Origin of the sequence: Rhizobium sp. NLR10b (assembly GCF_019685435.1) — a bacterium.
GTDB lineage: Bacteria > Pseudomonadota > Alphaproteobacteria > Rhizobiales > Rhizobiaceae > Rhizobium.
On sequence record NZ_JABDWV010000007.1, the window covers coordinates 296,741 to 312,371 of the forward strand.

Genomic DNA, 15,631 nt, shown 5'->3' on the forward strand with positions numbered 1-15,631 from the left:
GAACGAATGGCGGAGAAGACGGTTTCTTCCGAACCTGCGGCGAAAGCCGGTCTGCAGCAGGCGCTCCTTGCGCCTGTCAGGCTCGCCATGGGGATCGTCGATATCCCGATGCGCGCCTGGCAGAAGCTGACGGGGGTGAACGGCATGGCCGGTGTCTTCCTGGCGCCCAACATGCTGATCTTTTCCATCTTCGTCCTCCTGCCGCTGGTCATCAACTTCATTTATTCGACGACGAGCGGCGGCGCCATCTTCCTGCCAAACAGGACCTATGTCGGCGCCGAGCAGTACCGCATCCTCTTCGATTGCCGCTCCTATCTCGACCCCTCGACCTGTGCGGCCGACACCTTCTGGGCCGCGGTGCGCAACACCGCGGTCTTCGTCGTCTTTCAGGTTTCGGCCATGCTGGTCGCGGCACTCGCAACGGCGTTGATTCTCAACCGCGAGCTTTCCAATCGTGGCTTCTGGCGCGCCGTCTTCTTCTTCCCGGTGCTGCTGTCGCCCGTCGTCGTCGGCCTGATCTGGAAGTGGATCCTGCAGCGCCAGGGCCTGCTGAACTATGCGCTGAGCCCCTTCGGCTTCGAGCCCTTCTCCTGGCTCAGCGATCGTTTCTGGGCGTTCTTCTTCGCCGTTTTCGTCTCGGTGTGGGCGCACATGGGCTTTTATGCGCTGATCCTGCTCGCCGGCCTGCAGGCGATTCCGAGGGATCTCTATGAGGCGGCGGCGATGGACAAGGCGAGCCCCACCCGAATTTTCCGGCGCATCACCCTGCCGCTCTTGATGCCGAACCTCATCGTCGTCCTGGTCCTGGCGCTGATCCGCGCCGTGCAGATCTTCGACGAGGTTTTCGTGCTCACCGGCGGCGGGCCCGGCACCAGCACCATGTACATCACCCAGTTTATTTACGAGACCGGCTTTGCCAGTTCGCTGCGCAATCCGGGGCTCGCATCGGCCGCCTCGATCCTGATGGGCATCGTGCTCGTCATCCTGACGCTGATCCAGCTTGCCGCAAGCAGCCGCAACGAGAAGAAGGGGAAACGCCAATGAGCGCTGTCGGCGCCTTCCTGCTACGTCGCCGTGGCCGCGGCTGGCACTGGACGGATGTCGTCACCTGGATCTGGCTGATCTCAGGCGTCATCCTGATGTTCGGCCCGGCCATCTGGCTGGTCTTCTCCTCCTTCAAGACGCCGGCGGCGCTCGCCGAGTTCCCGCCGTCCGTCCTGCCTTATGTCACCGAGCAGGCCGTGGTGCCGGGATACGACAAGCCGTTGCCGCTCTATAACGTGACGATGCCGGATGGCAGCACCCGTGTGCTCGCCGAAGTGCGCCGCATTGGCATCATGGGCCAGATGGTCGATCCGAAACAGCCTGATGAAATCGTCAAGGTCAACATCAAGGACCGCACGCCGGTGCGTGAGGTCGAATTCGCGACCAACAACTACACCGAGCCTTTCCAGCGCTTCGACTTCTTCCTGTTCCTGCGCAACTCGGTCTTCGTGACGGTGGTGGCGACGGCCATCACCCTGTTGGTCAATTCGATGGCCGCCTTCGCGCTGTCGAAATACCAGTTCCCCGGCCGCACCGCCGTCATGCTGATGATCCTGGCAACGCTGATGGTGCCGCTCTCGGTGATCGTCGTGCCGCTCTATTCGGTCATCGGCAGCTTGAACCTCTTCGACAGCCTCTGGGGCGTCATCCTGCCGACCGTCGCCACGCCGACGGGCGTCTTCCTGTTGCGCCAGTACATGCTGACGATCCCCGACGAGCTGATCGACGCCGCGCGCATGGACAAGGCCAGCGAATGGCAGATCTACTGGCGCATCATCCTGCCGCTGTCGGCACCGGCGCTGGCGGTACTGGCGATCTTCTCGGTGGTCTGGCGCTGGAACGATTTCCTCTGGCCGCTGATCGTGCTGTCGCGCAAGGAACTCTACACGCTGCAGGTCGGCCTCAACGTCTATGCCGGCGAGCTCAATGTGCAGTGGCACTATATCCTCGCCATGACCGTCGTCTCGATGATCCCCGTCGTGCTGATCTTCGTTTTCCTGCAGCGCTTCATCACGACGGGTATCGCCGGCTCGGGGCTGAAATAATAGGAAACAGGAGAGCGCATGAGCGGACTCGAGCTCAGGAACATCGTCAAGAATTTCGGCGTCGTCGAGGTGATCCGCGATGTCTCGCTTGAGGTCAACGACGGCGAGTTCGTCGCTTTCGTCGGCCCGTCCGGGTGTGGAAAATCGACGTTGCTGCGCCTGATCGCCGGTCTCGACAAGCCGACGGGCGGTAGCATCGCCATCGACGGCAAGGACGTCACCGCGATCGGTGCGGCCGACCGCGGCCTTGCCATGGTCTTCCAGTCCTATGCCCTTTATCCGCATATGAGCGTGCGGGAAAACCTTGCCTTCGGCTTGGAGAACACCAAGGTGGCCAAGGCCGAGATCGAAGCACGCATCGCTGACGCCGCGCGCATGCTGGAGATCGAGCCGTTTCTGCAGCGCCGCCCCGGCCAGCTCTCCGGCGGCCAGCGTCAGCGCGTCGCGATCGGCCGCGCCATCGTGCGCCGGCCGGATGCCTTCCTGCTCGATGAACCGCTCTCCAATCTCGATGCCGAACTTCGGGTGAGCATGCGCGCCGAACTCGCCGCTCTGCACGCCCGCCTCAAGGCGACGATGATCTACGTTACCCATGATCAGGTCGAGGCGATGACGCTCGCAAACCGGATCGTCGTGCTGAGAGGCGGCAGGATCGAACAAGTGGGGACGCCGCTTGAACTCTACAACAAGCCGGCAAACCGCTTCGTCGCCGGCTTCATCGGCGCGCCGCACATGAATTTTCTGGAAGCCTCGATCGTCGGCCATGACGGCGGTTTCGCGCAAGTCGAAACCGTGGGCGGCCATCGCCTTTCCGTCGTCGCCAGGGAGGCGCGCCCGGCGGGCGAGAGGGTCAGCATCGGCATCCGGCCACAGCACATCACACTTGCGGATGCAGCCGCCGCAGGCAGGCTGGACTCGCGGATCACCCTTGTCGAGGAGCTGGGTTCTGAAACCGTCGTCCATACCGAAGCCGCCGGCAAGAAGCTGATCGCCGTCTTTGCCGGCCAGCAGAAGATGAAATCGGGCGACAGCCTGCCGCTCCATCTCGACCCCGAGGTTCTGCACCTTTTCGGCGAGGACGGCCGGCGTCTGTCTTGATGCTTCAGCGTCCGTCCACAAGGGCGCCATTCGTCAAATCGCAGCTTCGCTCTGCCGTCCGCAAGAGAGCCAAAGTCTCAGAGCGAAGTAAGCGCAGGCAATTAGCGATGACGGCACGGCAAAAATGAAAAAAACAGACAAAAGACGAAGATCAATCTGGCCAATATAATAAAGATAAAACCAAAGAAAAAACAAATGTTAGCGCTGACCAGAAAAATGGACGTGAATGTACTTGTTTATATTTTAAAATATATAAGAAATATATCCCGGCCATGACTGGTATGGAAAAAACAAATTTTAAAAATAATGTTATCAGTCCGATGTTTCCAAAAAACATAGGGACATGGGCCAAAGTCATGCCCACAAAATACGATTGAAAGAGCAGGCCTCTCTGAGGCATTCCGAGATTGAGTTTCTTCATATTCGTGTTCGAGTCGCGTTATAGTCTATGATGCTATCTAAATGCCGACCAGCTTCAAGGTCACAAAAAAGCCCGCGCCGGAATGGAGGGCGCGGGCCAAGTTTAATGTCATCACAGCCTTAGTGGCTGTTCTTGTGGCTTTGTTGACCAGCCTTTACATGCTGCTCATGGCTGCCGCCGCGGGATCCGCTGGACTGCGCGTCACGGCCGCCTGAAGAGGCGCTGCGGGAATTGGAGTCGTTCTTGTGACTCTGCTGCCCAGCCTTGACGTGCTGTTCATGCGTTCCACCTTGGTTTGCCATTTGGTTTCTCCTTGGTTTTGAACTGAGGCCACGTCGACCTCGAGTTCACAACCTCGCTCCGGCGCATGCGTTCCGCATTTTAATATTTCGTGATCTCGCCGGAAAATGAGGATGAGGAAGCGGACCGGGCGGGTCGGGAGCTCGCCTGCCATTTCGTTGGCCATCGGGAGAAAGCGGAAAAATCCCGGTGTTCTCCAGCGCCGCCGCGTCCGCTTGGCGCGGCCCGCAGCCTCGCTTCGACAACCGTCCCTCGACAAAAAGGTTCCAGGAAATCAGCCGCATCCGTTCCGGTTCACGGCTCTGTTGAGGCCGCTCGACTCTTTTCAAATAAATGGTCCGCTCTAACTTACAGGGGAGCTGAGGAAAGGAGAAAACCATGACCGACGCACCGAAAACGGCGACCCCGGCGCGAAGAGTGTTGCGTGGCCGCCCCTACAGCATGAGCGAATTTGCCAGAAAATACCGGTTGGACGACAAGGAGGCCAAGCGCCTCTATGACAAATTTGGCCCCTCCGCCACCGAGCTCGACCTGTTGATGGCTGCCAAGCGCCGTCCGCCGCGGCTCCCCACCAAGCTCGACTCCTGACGGCCGTCCATGAGGATCAGGACGGGAAGCTGCCTTTGCGGAGCGGTCGCCTACCGGGTGGAAGGCGAGCCGCTTCGCGTCGGCCTCTGCCACTGTGCTGATTGCCGCAAATCGAGTGGTTCCGCCTTCGTCTTCTTCGCGCTCTGGTCTCGCTCGGCTTTCTCCCAAAGCGGCGAGATTGCCACTTTCGCTGGCCGCAGCTTCTGTCCCACCTGCGGCAGCAGGCTTTTCTGCCTTCAGGAGGCGGCGGTGGAAATCCGCCTCGGCTCGCTCGATAGCCCGCCGACGGATCTTGAGCCGGACCATGAAGTCTGGATCAAGCGGCGCGAAGCGTGGCTGCATCCGCTGCCGGGTGCCGGGCAATATGCCGAGGATGCCGATTGACGGTCGGCAATTGCTGCCTGTCGGGAGCGCGAAAGCGCTGCAGATTTTTGCGCGAGAGGCGCCGCTGGGCGGAAACTTGAGTTTTCTTACCAATATTTCATTTCACCTGTCCGCAATTCCGTGCCAGTTCGGCGGCAACGCTAATTCCCGGTTCATCTGCGGTGTGATTATTTCATTGCAGGCCGATGCGGCCACTGACTGATCGAGGATGACATGAACAAGATCGTAAGCGGCGACGAAACCGGAGCAAAGGCCGGCGCGACGCCCGATCTCGCCGCGGTGCTTGCCGCTTCGGGACGGCAGAACAGGCGGAGCCGCTGGCGCGCCCGCCTGCTCGTTGTGCTGATCCTCCTCGCTGCCGCCGCGGCGGCCGCTTACTTCTACATCGGCCGAGGGCAAAGTGAGGTGAGCTACACCACGCAGCCGGCAAAACGCGGCGACCTGACGGTGCTTGTCACCGCCACCGGTTCGGTGCAGCCGACCGAGCAGGTGGACATATCGAGCGAGCTTTCGGGCACCGTACGCGACGTCAACGTGGATTATAACAGCATGATCAAGGCGGGCGACGTGCTGGCGCTGCTCGACACCAACAAGCTCGAGGCGGATGTGAAGAGCTCGCGCGCCAAGGTCAATTCGGCCAAGGCAAACGTCGCCAAGGCCAATGCCGATCTCGAATCGGCGAGCACCTCGCTCGAGCGGTTGAAGAGCCTGGTCAGGAGCAACGTCTCCACCCAGCAGAGCCTCGACGATGCCACTTACAAATATGATTCCGCCGTGGCCGCCAAACAGATCAACGAAGCCGAGGTGCTGGCCTCGGAGGCCGACCTGCAGCTTGCCGAGGTCAATCTCGCCAAGGCAAAGATCGTCTCGCCGATCGACGGCGTGATCCTCACCCGGTCCGTCAATCCGGGCGCCACGGTTGCCGCCTCGCTTTCGGCGCCCATTCTCTTCACCATCGCCGGCGATCTGAAGAAGATGGAGCTGCAGGTCGATGTCGACGAGGCCGATGTCGGCAAGATCGCCGTCGGCCAAAAGGCGATATTTACCGTCGATGCCTATCCCGACCGGTCCTTCCCGGCCGAGATCGAGCAGATCCGCTTCGCCTCCGAAGTGGTCAACAACGTGGTGACCTACAAGGCGGTGCTCTCGGTCGACAACGCCGACCTGCTGCTGCGCCCCGGTATGACGGCGACCGCCGATATCACCGTCGAGGCCGTCAAGGATACGCTGATGGCGCCGAACGCGGCGCTGCGTTATGCCCCCCCGCAGGCGGAACGGCGCGGCCGCGGCATTCTCGGGATCTTCGGGCCGCCACGCCGGCGCGGCGGTAATTCCGGTGAGGTGCTGACGGGAGCGCAGCGCCGCGTCTGGGTGCTGCGCAACGGCCGCGCCACGCCCGTCGTCATCCAGGTCGGTTCGTCCGACGGCCAGTTCACTCAGGTGGTCTCCGGCGAACTCAAGGAAAATGACGCATTGGTGACTGACGCCACGGTGCGGACGAATTAGGCGGAGAGACGGATGGCAAGCCCGCCGCTCATCGAATTCAGGAAGGTCTCGAAGATCTACGGCGAGGGCGAGGCGGCGATCCGCGCTCTCGACCATGTCGATCTTGCGATCGATGCCCATGAATTCGTCGCGATCATGGGGCCGTCAGGCTCCGGAAAGTCGACGGCGATGAACATTCTCGGCTGCCTCGATGTGCCGACATCGGGCGACTACATCTTCCAGGGCATCCCGACCAGCGGCTTCGACCGCAGCCAGCTGACGCTATTGCGCCGCCACATGCTCGGCTTCGTTTTCCAGGGCTTCAACCTCTTGTCGCGCACCTCAGCCGCAGAGAATGTTGAGCTGCCGCTGATCTATCGCGGCATGGCAGTGCGTGAACGGCGCGAAAAGGCGCGCGAGGCGCTGGCGCTGGTCGGCCTGTCGGGCCGCGAGCATCACAAGACGCAGGAGCTCTCAGGCGGTCAACAGCAGCGCGTCGCCATCGCCCGCGCCATCGTTACCGAGCCGGCGCTGCTCCTCGCCGACGAGCCGACCGGCAATCTCGACACGAAGACCAGCTTCGAGATCATGGAACTGATGACGCGGCTGAACCGCGAGCACGGCATCACCATCGTCATGGTCACGCACGAGTCCGATATCGCCGCCTATGCCGGGCGGCTGCTGCGCTTCGTCGACGGCCAGCTGGAGAGCGAGGTCGAGCAGGCCAGGAGGACGGATCATGTTCTTTGAGACGTTGAAGCTGGCGTTGCGTGCCATCAACCGCAACATGCTGCGCTCCTTCCTCACTGTGCTCGGCGTCGTCATCGGCGTTGCCGCCGTCATCGCGCTGGTGACGATCGGCAACGGTACGACCGCGCAGGTCTCGACCGAACTGTCGCGGCTCGGCACCAACATGCTGTTCGTTCGTCCCGGGCAGTTCGGCCCCGGCCGGGTGAGTTCCGAGGCCAAACGCTTCAGCCTCAAGGATGTCGCCGCCATCCGCGACCAGATCGGCGGCTTGAGGGCGGTGGCGCCGCTCAACCAGTCAACGGCAACGGTGATTTTTGGCGGCCAGAACCATTCGACCAGCGTCTCCGGCACCACCAACGATTATTTCGTCGCGCAGGACTGGAACCTGGCGCTTGGCCGCAATTTCACCCCCGCCGAGGAGCGCGGTCAGTCCCGCTGCATCATCGGTGAGACAGTGCGCTCGCAACTCTTCGGAGCCGCCGATCCGCTCGGCCAGCAGATCCGCGTCGGCAAGGTTTCCTGCCCGGTCATCGGGGTGCTGGCCAGGCGCGGCCAGTCCGGCATGGGCACCGACCAGGACGACGTGGTCATCATGCCGGTCAAGGTGTTCCAGCGGCGCATCAGCGGCAACAGCAACGTGCCGCAGATCATCATTTCGGCGCGCGATGGTGTCTCGACAGCCAAGGTGCAGGCCGATGTCGAAAATCTGCTGCGTGAGCGCCGCAAGATCATTCCCGGCCGCCAGGACGATTTCAACGTCAACGACATGACGCAGATCGCCGAGGCGATGACCGGCACGACGACACTCTTGACCGGCCTGCTCGGCGCCGTCGCCGCGATCAGCCTGCTCGTCGGTGGCATCGGCATCATGAACATCATGCTCGTCTCCGTCACCGAGCGAACCCGCGAAATCGGTATCCGCCTGGCGATCGGCGCGCTCGAAAACCAGGTGCTCACCCAGTTCCTGGTCGAGGCGGTGGCGCTGTCGCTCTTCGGCGGCATCACCGGCATCGTGCTCGGCCTGAGCCTCGGCCTGGTGGCGGTCACCCTCCTGAAAGTCCCCTTCGTCTTCAGTCCGATGATGGTCGCCGTCGCCTTCCTCTTCTCCGCGGCAATCGGTATGATCTTCGGCTATTTTCCGGCGAGACGGGCAGCGCAGCTCAATCCGATCGAGGCGTTGCGACACGAGTGAAGGGCGGACGCGCGGTTCGGTCGTGCGGACCTGCGAATTTGGGTTTCACTCCTTGGATGTCTGCGTCGCCTTGTCTTCGACTTTTTACCGTGGCAGAATGTGATATATCAGGCCGGCTACGGGATTATCGGCAGTGCAGACGTCACAAAGCCACCTTGCCTATCTAGCACTCGAGCACCTGATCGTTACGCTGGCGCTGAAGCCTGGCGCACTTGTCACCGAAAAGCAGCTGATCGATATGGCGGGCCGCGGGCGCACGCCGGTGCGCGAGGCGATTCAGAAGCTCGCCTGGCAGGGGCTGATCCTGGTGAAGCCGCGGGTTGGGCTGCAGGTTGCCGAGATCGCACCGGAGGATCATGGCAATGTCATGCAGGTCCGCCGCGAGCTGGAGCCGATTGCGGCAAGCCTGGTTGCCGAGCATGCCACGGACGAACATCGTGAGCGCCTCAGCGATTGCGCCGACGCGATGGAGAAATGCGTCGTGACCGGCGATCTCACCGGCTTCTTCGCCGCCGACAAGGCCTTTGACGAAATTCTCGAGAACGCGTGCCCGAACGGCTTCATCATGGCCGCACTCGGTCCGGTGCAGGCGCATGCGCGCCGCCTCTGGTATTCCACAGCAAGCCCCGAGCGCATGGACCGCGCCATCGCGCTGCATGTCGCCGTCATCCGCGCCATTCGGCAGGGCAGGCCGGATGAGGCGCGTGGGGCGATGGCGGTGCTGATCGACTATCTCGCCCGCAAATAAAAACGGCCCCGTTTCCGGAGCCGCTTGCATTTGATCGTTGAAAGAGTGTCAGCCGACGAAAGCGCGTTCGATGACGAATTCGGCGGGCTTGCTGTTGGCGCCTTCATTGAGGCCAGCCTTTTCGAGCAGTTCCTTGGTATCCTTCAGCATGGCCGAGGAGCCGCAGATCATGCCGCGGTCGATTGCCGGATCGAGCGGCGGAACGCCGAGATCGGTAAACAGCTTGCCCGACGAGATCAGGTCGGTGATGCGGCCACGATATTCGAAATCCTCGCGCGTGACGGTCGCGTAATGGCGCAGCTTGTCGCCGACCACTTCCTTCAGCAGTTCGTCATTCTGGATCTCGTGCACGAGATCGAAGCCATATTTCAGCTCGGCGACGTCGCGCGTCGTGTGAGTGAGGATGACTTCCTCGAACTTTTCATAGGTCTCGGGGTCGCGGATCAGGCTGGCGAACGGCGCAACACCGGTTCCGGTCGAGAACATGTAGAGACGGCGGCCAGGGGTCAGCGCGTCGAGCACCAGCGTGCCCGTCGGCTTCTTGCGCATCAGCACCTGATCGCCGGGCTTGATCGCCTGCAGATGAGAGGTGAGGGGACCGTCCGGCACCTTGATCGAGAAGAATTCAAGCTCCTCGGCCCATGCTGGGCTGGCGATCGAATAGGCACGGAAGACCGGCTTGCCCTCGACCATCAGCCCGATCATCGCGAATTCGCCGGAACGGAAACGGAAGCCCTGCGGCCGGGTCATCGTGAAGCGGAAGAGCCGGTCGGTGTAATGCGTCACGCTCAGCACCGTCTCGGCATAGACGCCGGCGGGGATGGACGAGGCGAAGTCTTCGGTCTTTGCAGGCGCGTTCATTTCGGTAGCGGATCCCGTATTCGTCGGATGAACTGTCGGATTGGGAGCGAGATATTACAAATCCGGCCGGAATTAAAGGCATTCCATTCCACGCGACGCTTCAGAAGGGAAATATGCATGTCATGGTCAGGATTCAATGGCGAGCGGCGAATGTCATATTTCCCGCTGGCGAAGCCGGGCAAAGGATGCATATTAGAGCGGCGGACCGCAGCCGAATGCTGATTTTCGGCAAAAGCGGTGCGACAACAAAGACCTACGGCGTCGAACCCAGCCCGATTCAGGAGCAGGGTCCGGTGATGATGGCGAAAAAATACACGCTTGCCGGGGCGAGCGCGACAAGCGGTCGGGGGACTATGAAGATCTTCAACTACAAGCGTGTTCCTTACGCCGAGATGCGCGCCTTTTCCGTCCATATCCTGACGGCGTCCGGCTCGTTCCTTGCCTTTCTCGGCGTCGTCGCCGCGGCCGAGCATCGCTTCATCGACATGTTCTGGTGGCTGGGTCTGGCGCTTCTGGTCGACGGCATTGACGGGCCGATTGCCCGCAAGGTGCGGGTCAAAGAAGTGCTGCCGAACTGGTCCGGCGATACGCTCGACAATATCATCGATTACGTCACCTATGTGCTGCTGCCGGCCTTCGCCCTCTATCAGAGCGGCATGATCGGCGAGCCCTGGTCCTTCGTCGCAGCCGGCATGATCGTCGTCTCTAGCGCCATCTATTATGCCGATATGGGCATGAAGACCGAGGAGTATTTCTTCTCCGGCTTTCCCGTCGTCTGGAACATGATCGTCTTCACGCTGTTCGTCATCGATGCGAGCGCCACGACGGCGCTAGTCGTCGTGACGATTTCGGTGGTGCTGACCTTCCTGCCGATCAATTTCCTCCATCCCGTCCGCGTCAAAAGGTTGCGCCCGCTCAATCTCGGCGTCTTTTTCCTGTGGTCGGCGCTCGGCGTCTATTCGCTGCTGATGCATTTCGAGATGCCGGAATGGGCGCTCATTCTCTTTATCGTGACCGGGCTCTATCTTTACGTCATCGGCGCGGTGCTGCAATTCTTCCCCTCCCTTGGACGCGAAGCTTAGGACAGGCAATATGACGAAGACGCATGCGATTTCATTCTCGCAGACGGGCGGACCTGATGTTTTCGACTACGTCGAAATCGATCTTCCGCCACCCGTGACAGGCGAGGTGCAGATCCGGCAGGCGGCGATCGGCCTCAACTTCATCGATGTCTACTTTCGCAACGGTTCCTATAAGGTGCCGCACCTTCCATTTGTCACCGGCAAGGAGGGCGCCGGAATCGTGACGGCGGTCGGACCTGATGTTGCCGATTTCAAGCTTGGCGATCGTGTCGCCTATGCCAGCGCTGACGGCGCCTATAGCGTCGAGCGCAATATCGAGGCGCGCCATCTGGTGCATGTGCCGGACGGCATCGAGCTGGAAATGGCGGCGGCGATGATGCTGAAGGGCATGACCGCCGAATATCTCCTGAACCGCACGTTCAAGGTGGGCCATCAGACGGTTCTGCTGTTCCATGCCGCCGCCGGCGGCGTCGGCCTGATCGCCGGCCAGTGGGCGAAGGCGCTCGGTGCCACGGTTATCGGCACGGCGGGCTCGGAGGACAAGATCAAGCTGGCGCTGGCCCACGGCTACGACCATGTGATCAACTACAAGAGCGAGGATTTCGTCGGGCGCGTCCGCGATATAACGGGCGGCAAGGGCGTCGATGTCGTCTATGATTCGATCGGCCGCGATACTTTTCCACAGTCGCTCGATTGCCTGAAGCCGCGCGGCCTTTTTGCCTCCTTCGGACAGTCTTCCGGGCCGATCGAGAATTTCACCCTCGCCATGCTGGCTCAGAGGGGATCGCTCTTTGCGACTCGCCCGACGCTCTTCACCTATATCGCCACGCGGGGGGAATTGGACGACAGTGCAAAGGCGCTATTTGATGTTGTGCAAAGCAACAAAGTGCGTATCAATGTCAACCAAACCTATCCGCTGCGTGAGGTTGGGCGAGCTCACGCGGATCTGGAAGCAAGAAAAACAACAGGAACGACGCTGCTGATTCCATGAGATCCGAACGGACCGGTCGGCAGAAGAAATGAGGGGAACGTGTCTGCATTGAATGTGCCGGATCCCGGTGCGTTGTTGTCCGTCCAGAAGCTGACGAAGTTTTTCGGTGGCTTTGCCGCCTGCATTGACATCGATCTCGACATTGCGCCGGGCGAGATTCATGCGCTTCTCGGCGAAAATGGCGCAGGCAAATCCACATTGGTCAAGATGCTGTTCGGCGTGCTGGAGCCGACGCACGGGCAGATCCTGTGGGAAGGAAGCCCTGTCGTCATCGCCTCTCCGGGCGAAGCCCGCAAGCAGGGCATCGGCATGGTTTTTCAGCATTTCTCGCTGTTCGAGGCCCTGACAGTGGCCGAAAACATCGCGCTGTCGCTCGATGACGCCATTCCGATCGATCGGATCGCCGAGGAGGCGAGGGCGCTGTCGCTCGCCTACGGCCTGCCGCTCGATCCGCATGCCCATGTCGCCGATCTCTCCGTCGGCGAGCGCCAGCGCATCGAGATCGTCCGCGCGCTACTGCAGAACCCGAAGCTCATCATTCTCGACGAGCCGACCTCGGTGCTGACGCCGCAAGAGGCCGACAGGCTGTTCGAGACGCTGTTCAAGTTGCGCGCCGAGGGCCGTTCGGTTCTTTATATCAGCCATCGTCTGGAGGAGGTGCAGCGCATCTGCGATCGCGCCACCGTGCTGCGCCATGGCCGGGTGACCGGCGCCTGTGATCCCAGGCAGGAAACGCCGGCCTCGCTCGCCCGCATGATGGTCGGCAGCGAGGTGGCGACCGTCACCCATCCCGAGCGCAGCGACAGGGGCGAGGTGCAGCTTGCCGTTACCAACCTGTCGGTTTCCGCGCGCACGCCTTTTGCCATGCCGCTGCGCGATGTCTCCATGACGGTGCGATCGGGCGAAATCCTCGCGATTGCCGGCGTCGCTGGCAACGGCCAGAGCGAGCTGTTCGACGCGCTGTCCGGTGAATATCCGGTTGCCTCAGCCGAAGCGATCATCATCCGCAAGAAGCCGGTGGGCACTCAGGGCATTACCGCCCGTCGCCTGCTCGGCGCCGGTTTCGTGCCGGAGGAGCGGCACGGGCACGCCGCCGTTTCCGCCATGAAGCTGTCCGACAATCTGGTGCTGGCCCGCAGCCAGTCGGATCGCAAGGCCTTTCTGGGCGTGCTCGGCATCATCAGGCAGGGCGCGGTAAAATCTGCGGCGCGGCGCATTTCCGAAGCAATGGATGTCCGCAAGAGCGGTGACGATCCCGCCGCCGGTTCGCTCTCCGGCGGCAATCTGCAGAAATTCATCGTCGGCCGCGAGCTCGACCGCCAGCCGGCCGTCCTCGTCGTCAACCAGCCGACCTGGGGCGTCGATGCGGGGGCCGCAAGCCGCATTCGCCAGGCGCTGGTCGATCTTGCAAAGGCCGGCTCCGCCGTCGTCGTCATCAGCCAGGACCTCGACGAAATCTTCGAAGTGGCAACCGATATCGCTGTCATCTCCGAGGGGCGCGTTTCCCGGCCCTATCCGGCCGGCGAACTCACCCGCGAAAAGATCGGCCTGCTGATGGGCGGCCTGCATGAAGGCAGCTCGGCCGCGGAGACTGCCCATGCGCATTGAACTGGAAAAACGTCCCGACGTCTCGAAGCTCTTCGCCTTCGTCTCGCCGCTCCTGGCCCTTGCCCTGACGCTCGCCCTCGGCGCCGTCATGTTCGCTATGCTCGGCAAAAACCCCGTCGAGGCGCTCGATGCATTCTTCGTCGAGCCGCTACTCGAGGTCTGGTCGCTGCACGAGCTGGCGATCAAGGCAGCACCGCTGATCCTGATCGCCGTTGGCCTTGCCGTCAGCTACCGCTCGAACAACTGGAATATCGGCGCCGAGGGGCAGTTCACCATTGGCGCCATCACCGGCTCCTACCTGCCGATTGTCTTTTACGACTGGCATTCGCCGCTCGTCCTGCCGCTGATGCTGCTGCTCGGAGCGCTTGGTGGCGCGCTTTTTGCCGCCATTCCGGCGCTGTTGAAGGCCCATTTCAACACCAATGAGATCCTGACATCGCTGATGCTGGTCTATATCGCCCAGCTCTTCCTCGATTGGCTGGTGCGCGGCGCCTGGCGCGATCCGCAGGGCTTCAACTTCCCGGTGTCGCGGGATTTCGCGCCGGAAGCGGTGCTGCCGGCGATCTGGGAGGAATCGGGCCGGGCCCATTGGGCCTTCATCTTCGCCATCATCGCGGCGATCGGCGTCTGGTTCATGCTGCGTTATACGCTGAAAGGTTTCCAGATCGTGGTGCTCGGCCAGTCGGAGCGGGCAGGGCGCTTTGCCGGCTTCTCATCGAAGAAGATGATCTGGTTCAGCTTTCTGTTCTCGGGCGCGCTTGCCGGCCTTGCCGGGATATCAGAGGTCTCCGGCTCAATCGGCCATCTGCAGCCGGCGATCTCTCCGGGCTACGGCTTCACCGCCATCATTGTCGCCTTCCTCGGCCGGCTCAATCCGCTCGGCATCATCGCGTCCGGCCTGGTGCTGGCGCTGACCTATCTCGGCGGCGAGGCGGCGCAGCTGTCGCTCGGCGTCTCCGACAAGGTCACCCGCGTCTTCCAGGGGCTGCTGCTCTTTTTCGTGCTCTCCTGCGATACACTGATCTACTACAAAGTCCGTATCGTCTGGTCGCGGCTGAGGAGCGGTGCGGCATGAGTATTTTTGAAGCCATTCTGCTGACCGTCATCACTGCCTCGACGCCGCTCGTCATCGCCGCGCTCGGCGAACTGGTAGCGGAACGCTCCGGCGTTCTCAATCTCGGCGTTGAAGGCATGATGATCATGGGCGCGGTCGCCGCTTTTGCCGGCGCGCAAGCGTCGGGCTCGCCCTATGTCGGGATCATCTGCGGCATAGTGGCGGGTGCGCTGTTCTCGCTGCTGTTCGCCTTCCTGACGCTGACGCTGGTGGCCAACCAGGTGGCGACGGGACTGGCGCTTACCCTTCTCGGCCTCGGCGCATCCGGCATGCTCGGTGAGCCCTATGTCAGCGTTCCCGGCATTCGCCTCGAAGAGATCGTCATTCCCGTCCTGTCGGATATTCCTGTTATCGGCCATGTTCTGTTCAGGCAGGATCTGATCTTCTACCTGTCGATTGCGCTTGTGATCGGCGTCAGCTGGTTCCTGTTCCGCAGCCGGGCCGGGCTGAAACTGAGAGCGATCGGCGACAGTCATATGTCGGCCCATGCGCTCGGCATCGGTGTCATCCGCACGCGCTATTTTGCGGTGATGTTCGGTGGCGCCTGCGCCGGTCTTGCCGGCGCGCAGCTCTCGCTCGTCTACACGCCGCAATGGGCGGAGAACATGTCGGCCGGCCGCGGCTGGATCACCCTGGCGCTTGTCGTTTTCGCCTCCTGGCGTCCATGGCGGGTTTTTGCCGGCGGTTATCTCTTCGGCGCGGTGACCATATTGCAGCTGCACGCACAGGCCTTCGGTCTCGGGATACCCGCGCAGTTCCTTTCGATGCTGCCCTATGCCGCGACTATTGTGGTTCTCATCATCATTTCCCATAATCGGCGCACGACGTTGATCAACACGCCCGCGTCGCTCGGAAAAGCCTTCGTGCCGGAGCGATAAAGCAACAAGATCAAAGACGGGTTTCCGGAATAACTTCAAAC

General features: G+C 61.7%; 17 protein-coding genes. 15 read left to right on the plus strand and 2 right to left on the minus strand.

The window, feature by feature from the left end:
- The first annotated feature begins 6 nt into the window (after positions 1-6).
- The 3 genes from HJB91_RS14200 to HJB91_RS14210 are packed head-to-tail and all read left to right on the plus strand — an operon-like array spanning position 7 to position 3,188.
- Positions 7-1,044, plus strand: coding sequence for a carbohydrate ABC transporter permease (locus HJB91_RS14200; protein WP_210631403.1), 1,038 nt, complete (start codon positions 7-9; stop codon positions 1,042-1,044).
- Positions 1,041-2,090 (plus strand): carbohydrate ABC transporter permease, encoded by a 1,050-nt coding sequence (locus tag HJB91_RS14205; RefSeq protein ID WP_221146593.1) that lies wholly within the window; start codon positions 1,041-1,043, stop codon positions 2,088-2,090. The genes HJB91_RS14200 and HJB91_RS14205 overlap by 4 nt, the downstream gene beginning before the upstream one ends.
- An 18-nt stretch (positions 2,091-2,108) precedes the next feature.
- Entirely contained in the window at positions 2,109-3,188 is a 1,080-nt protein-coding gene (locus tag HJB91_RS14210) for an ABC transporter ATP-binding protein (protein WP_221146594.1), read from the plus strand.
- Between the two features lie 540 nt (positions 3,189-3,728).
- On the opposite strand, the gene HJB91_RS31145 is transcribed toward HJB91_RS14210, so the two are convergent.
- On the minus strand, positions 3,729-3,911 hold the full coding sequence (locus tag HJB91_RS31145) for a hypothetical protein (protein ID WP_221146595.1): 183 nt from the start codon (positions 3,909-3,911) through the stop codon (positions 3,729-3,731).
- Positions 3,912-4,287: 376 nt separating this feature from the next.
- Here HJB91_RS31145 and HJB91_RS14220 point away from each other — a divergent pair, with 376 nt between their 5' ends.
- The 7 genes from HJB91_RS14220 (at position 4,288) to HJB91_RS14250 (ending at position 9,056) form a co-directional block, all read left to right on the plus strand.
- Entirely contained in the window at positions 4,288-4,497 is a 210-nt protein-coding gene (locus tag HJB91_RS14220) for a hypothetical protein (protein WP_064708964.1), read from the plus strand.
- A 9-nt stretch (positions 4,498-4,506) separates the two neighbouring features.
- Positions 4,507-4,881: a GFA family protein gene (locus tag HJB91_RS14225; protein ID WP_210631398.1), complete on the plus strand. Its 375-nt coding sequence runs from the start codon at positions 4,507-4,509 to the stop codon at positions 4,879-4,881.
- Positions 4,871-5,083, plus strand: a complete 213-nt coding sequence (locus HJB91_RS14230) for a hypothetical protein (RefSeq protein WP_210631397.1) — start codon at positions 4,871-4,873, stop codon at positions 5,081-5,083. The genes HJB91_RS14225 and HJB91_RS14230 overlap by 11 nt, the downstream gene beginning before the upstream one ends.
- An 11-nt stretch (positions 5,084-5,094) precedes the next feature.
- Positions 5,095-6,387 carry an efflux RND transporter periplasmic adaptor subunit gene (locus tag HJB91_RS14235; protein ID WP_210631396.1) on the plus strand — a complete coding sequence of 431 codons (1,293 nt, stop codon included), beginning with the start codon at positions 5,095-5,097 and terminating at the stop codon, positions 6,385-6,387.
- Between the two features lie 12 nt (positions 6,388-6,399).
- Positions 6,400-7,116, plus strand: a complete 717-nt coding sequence (locus HJB91_RS14240) for an ABC transporter ATP-binding protein (protein WP_210631395.1) — start codon at positions 6,400-6,402, stop codon at positions 7,114-7,116.
- On the plus strand, positions 7,106-8,308 hold the full coding sequence (locus HJB91_RS14245) for an ABC transporter permease (RefSeq protein ID WP_210631394.1): 1,203 nt from the start codon (positions 7,106-7,108) through the stop codon (positions 8,306-8,308). Before HJB91_RS14240 ends, HJB91_RS14245 begins: the two co-directional genes overlap by 11 nt.
- 133 nt (positions 8,309-8,441) lie before the next feature.
- Positions 8,442-9,056 carry a GntR family transcriptional regulator gene (locus HJB91_RS14250; protein WP_221155049.1) on the plus strand — a complete coding sequence of 205 codons (615 nt, stop codon included), beginning with the start codon at positions 8,442-8,444 and terminating at the stop codon, positions 9,054-9,056.
- A 48-nt stretch (positions 9,057-9,104) separates the two neighbouring features.
- On the opposite strand, the gene HJB91_RS14255 is transcribed toward HJB91_RS14250, so the two are convergent.
- Positions 9,105-9,917, minus strand: a complete 813-nt coding sequence (locus HJB91_RS14255; RefSeq protein WP_064806129.1) for a ferredoxin--NADP reductase — start codon at positions 9,915-9,917, stop codon at positions 9,105-9,107.
- 353 nt (positions 9,918-10,270) lie between these two features.
- Here HJB91_RS14255 and pcsA point away from each other — a divergent pair, with 353 nt between their 5' ends.
- The 5 genes from pcsA to HJB91_RS14280 are packed head-to-tail and all read left to right on the plus strand — an operon-like array spanning position 10,271 to position 15,590.
- On the plus strand, positions 10,271-10,999 hold the full coding sequence (gene pcsA, locus HJB91_RS14260; RefSeq protein ID WP_210631631.1) for a phosphatidylcholine synthase: 729 nt from the start codon (positions 10,271-10,273) through the stop codon (positions 10,997-10,999).
- 10 nt (positions 11,000-11,009) lie between these two features.
- Positions 11,010-11,990 (plus strand): quinone oxidoreductase, encoded by a 981-nt coding sequence (locus tag HJB91_RS14265; RefSeq protein WP_221124390.1) that lies wholly within the window; start codon positions 11,010-11,012, stop codon positions 11,988-11,990.
- A 39-nt stretch (positions 11,991-12,029) separates the two neighbouring features.
- On the plus strand, positions 12,030-13,598 hold the full coding sequence (locus HJB91_RS14270) for an ABC transporter ATP-binding protein (RefSeq protein ID WP_221155051.1): 1,569 nt from the start codon (positions 12,030-12,032) through the stop codon (positions 13,596-13,598).
- On the plus strand, positions 13,588-14,673 hold the full coding sequence (locus HJB91_RS14275; RefSeq protein WP_221155053.1) for an ABC transporter permease: 1,086 nt from the start codon (positions 13,588-13,590) through the stop codon (positions 14,671-14,673). The genes HJB91_RS14270 and HJB91_RS14275 overlap by 11 nt, the downstream gene beginning before the upstream one ends.
- Entirely contained in the window at positions 14,670-15,590 is a 921-nt protein-coding gene (locus tag HJB91_RS14280; RefSeq protein WP_221155055.1) for an ABC transporter permease, read from the plus strand. The genes HJB91_RS14275 and HJB91_RS14280 overlap by 4 nt, the downstream gene beginning before the upstream one ends.
- The last annotated feature ends 41 nt before the right edge of the window (positions 15,591-15,631 follow it).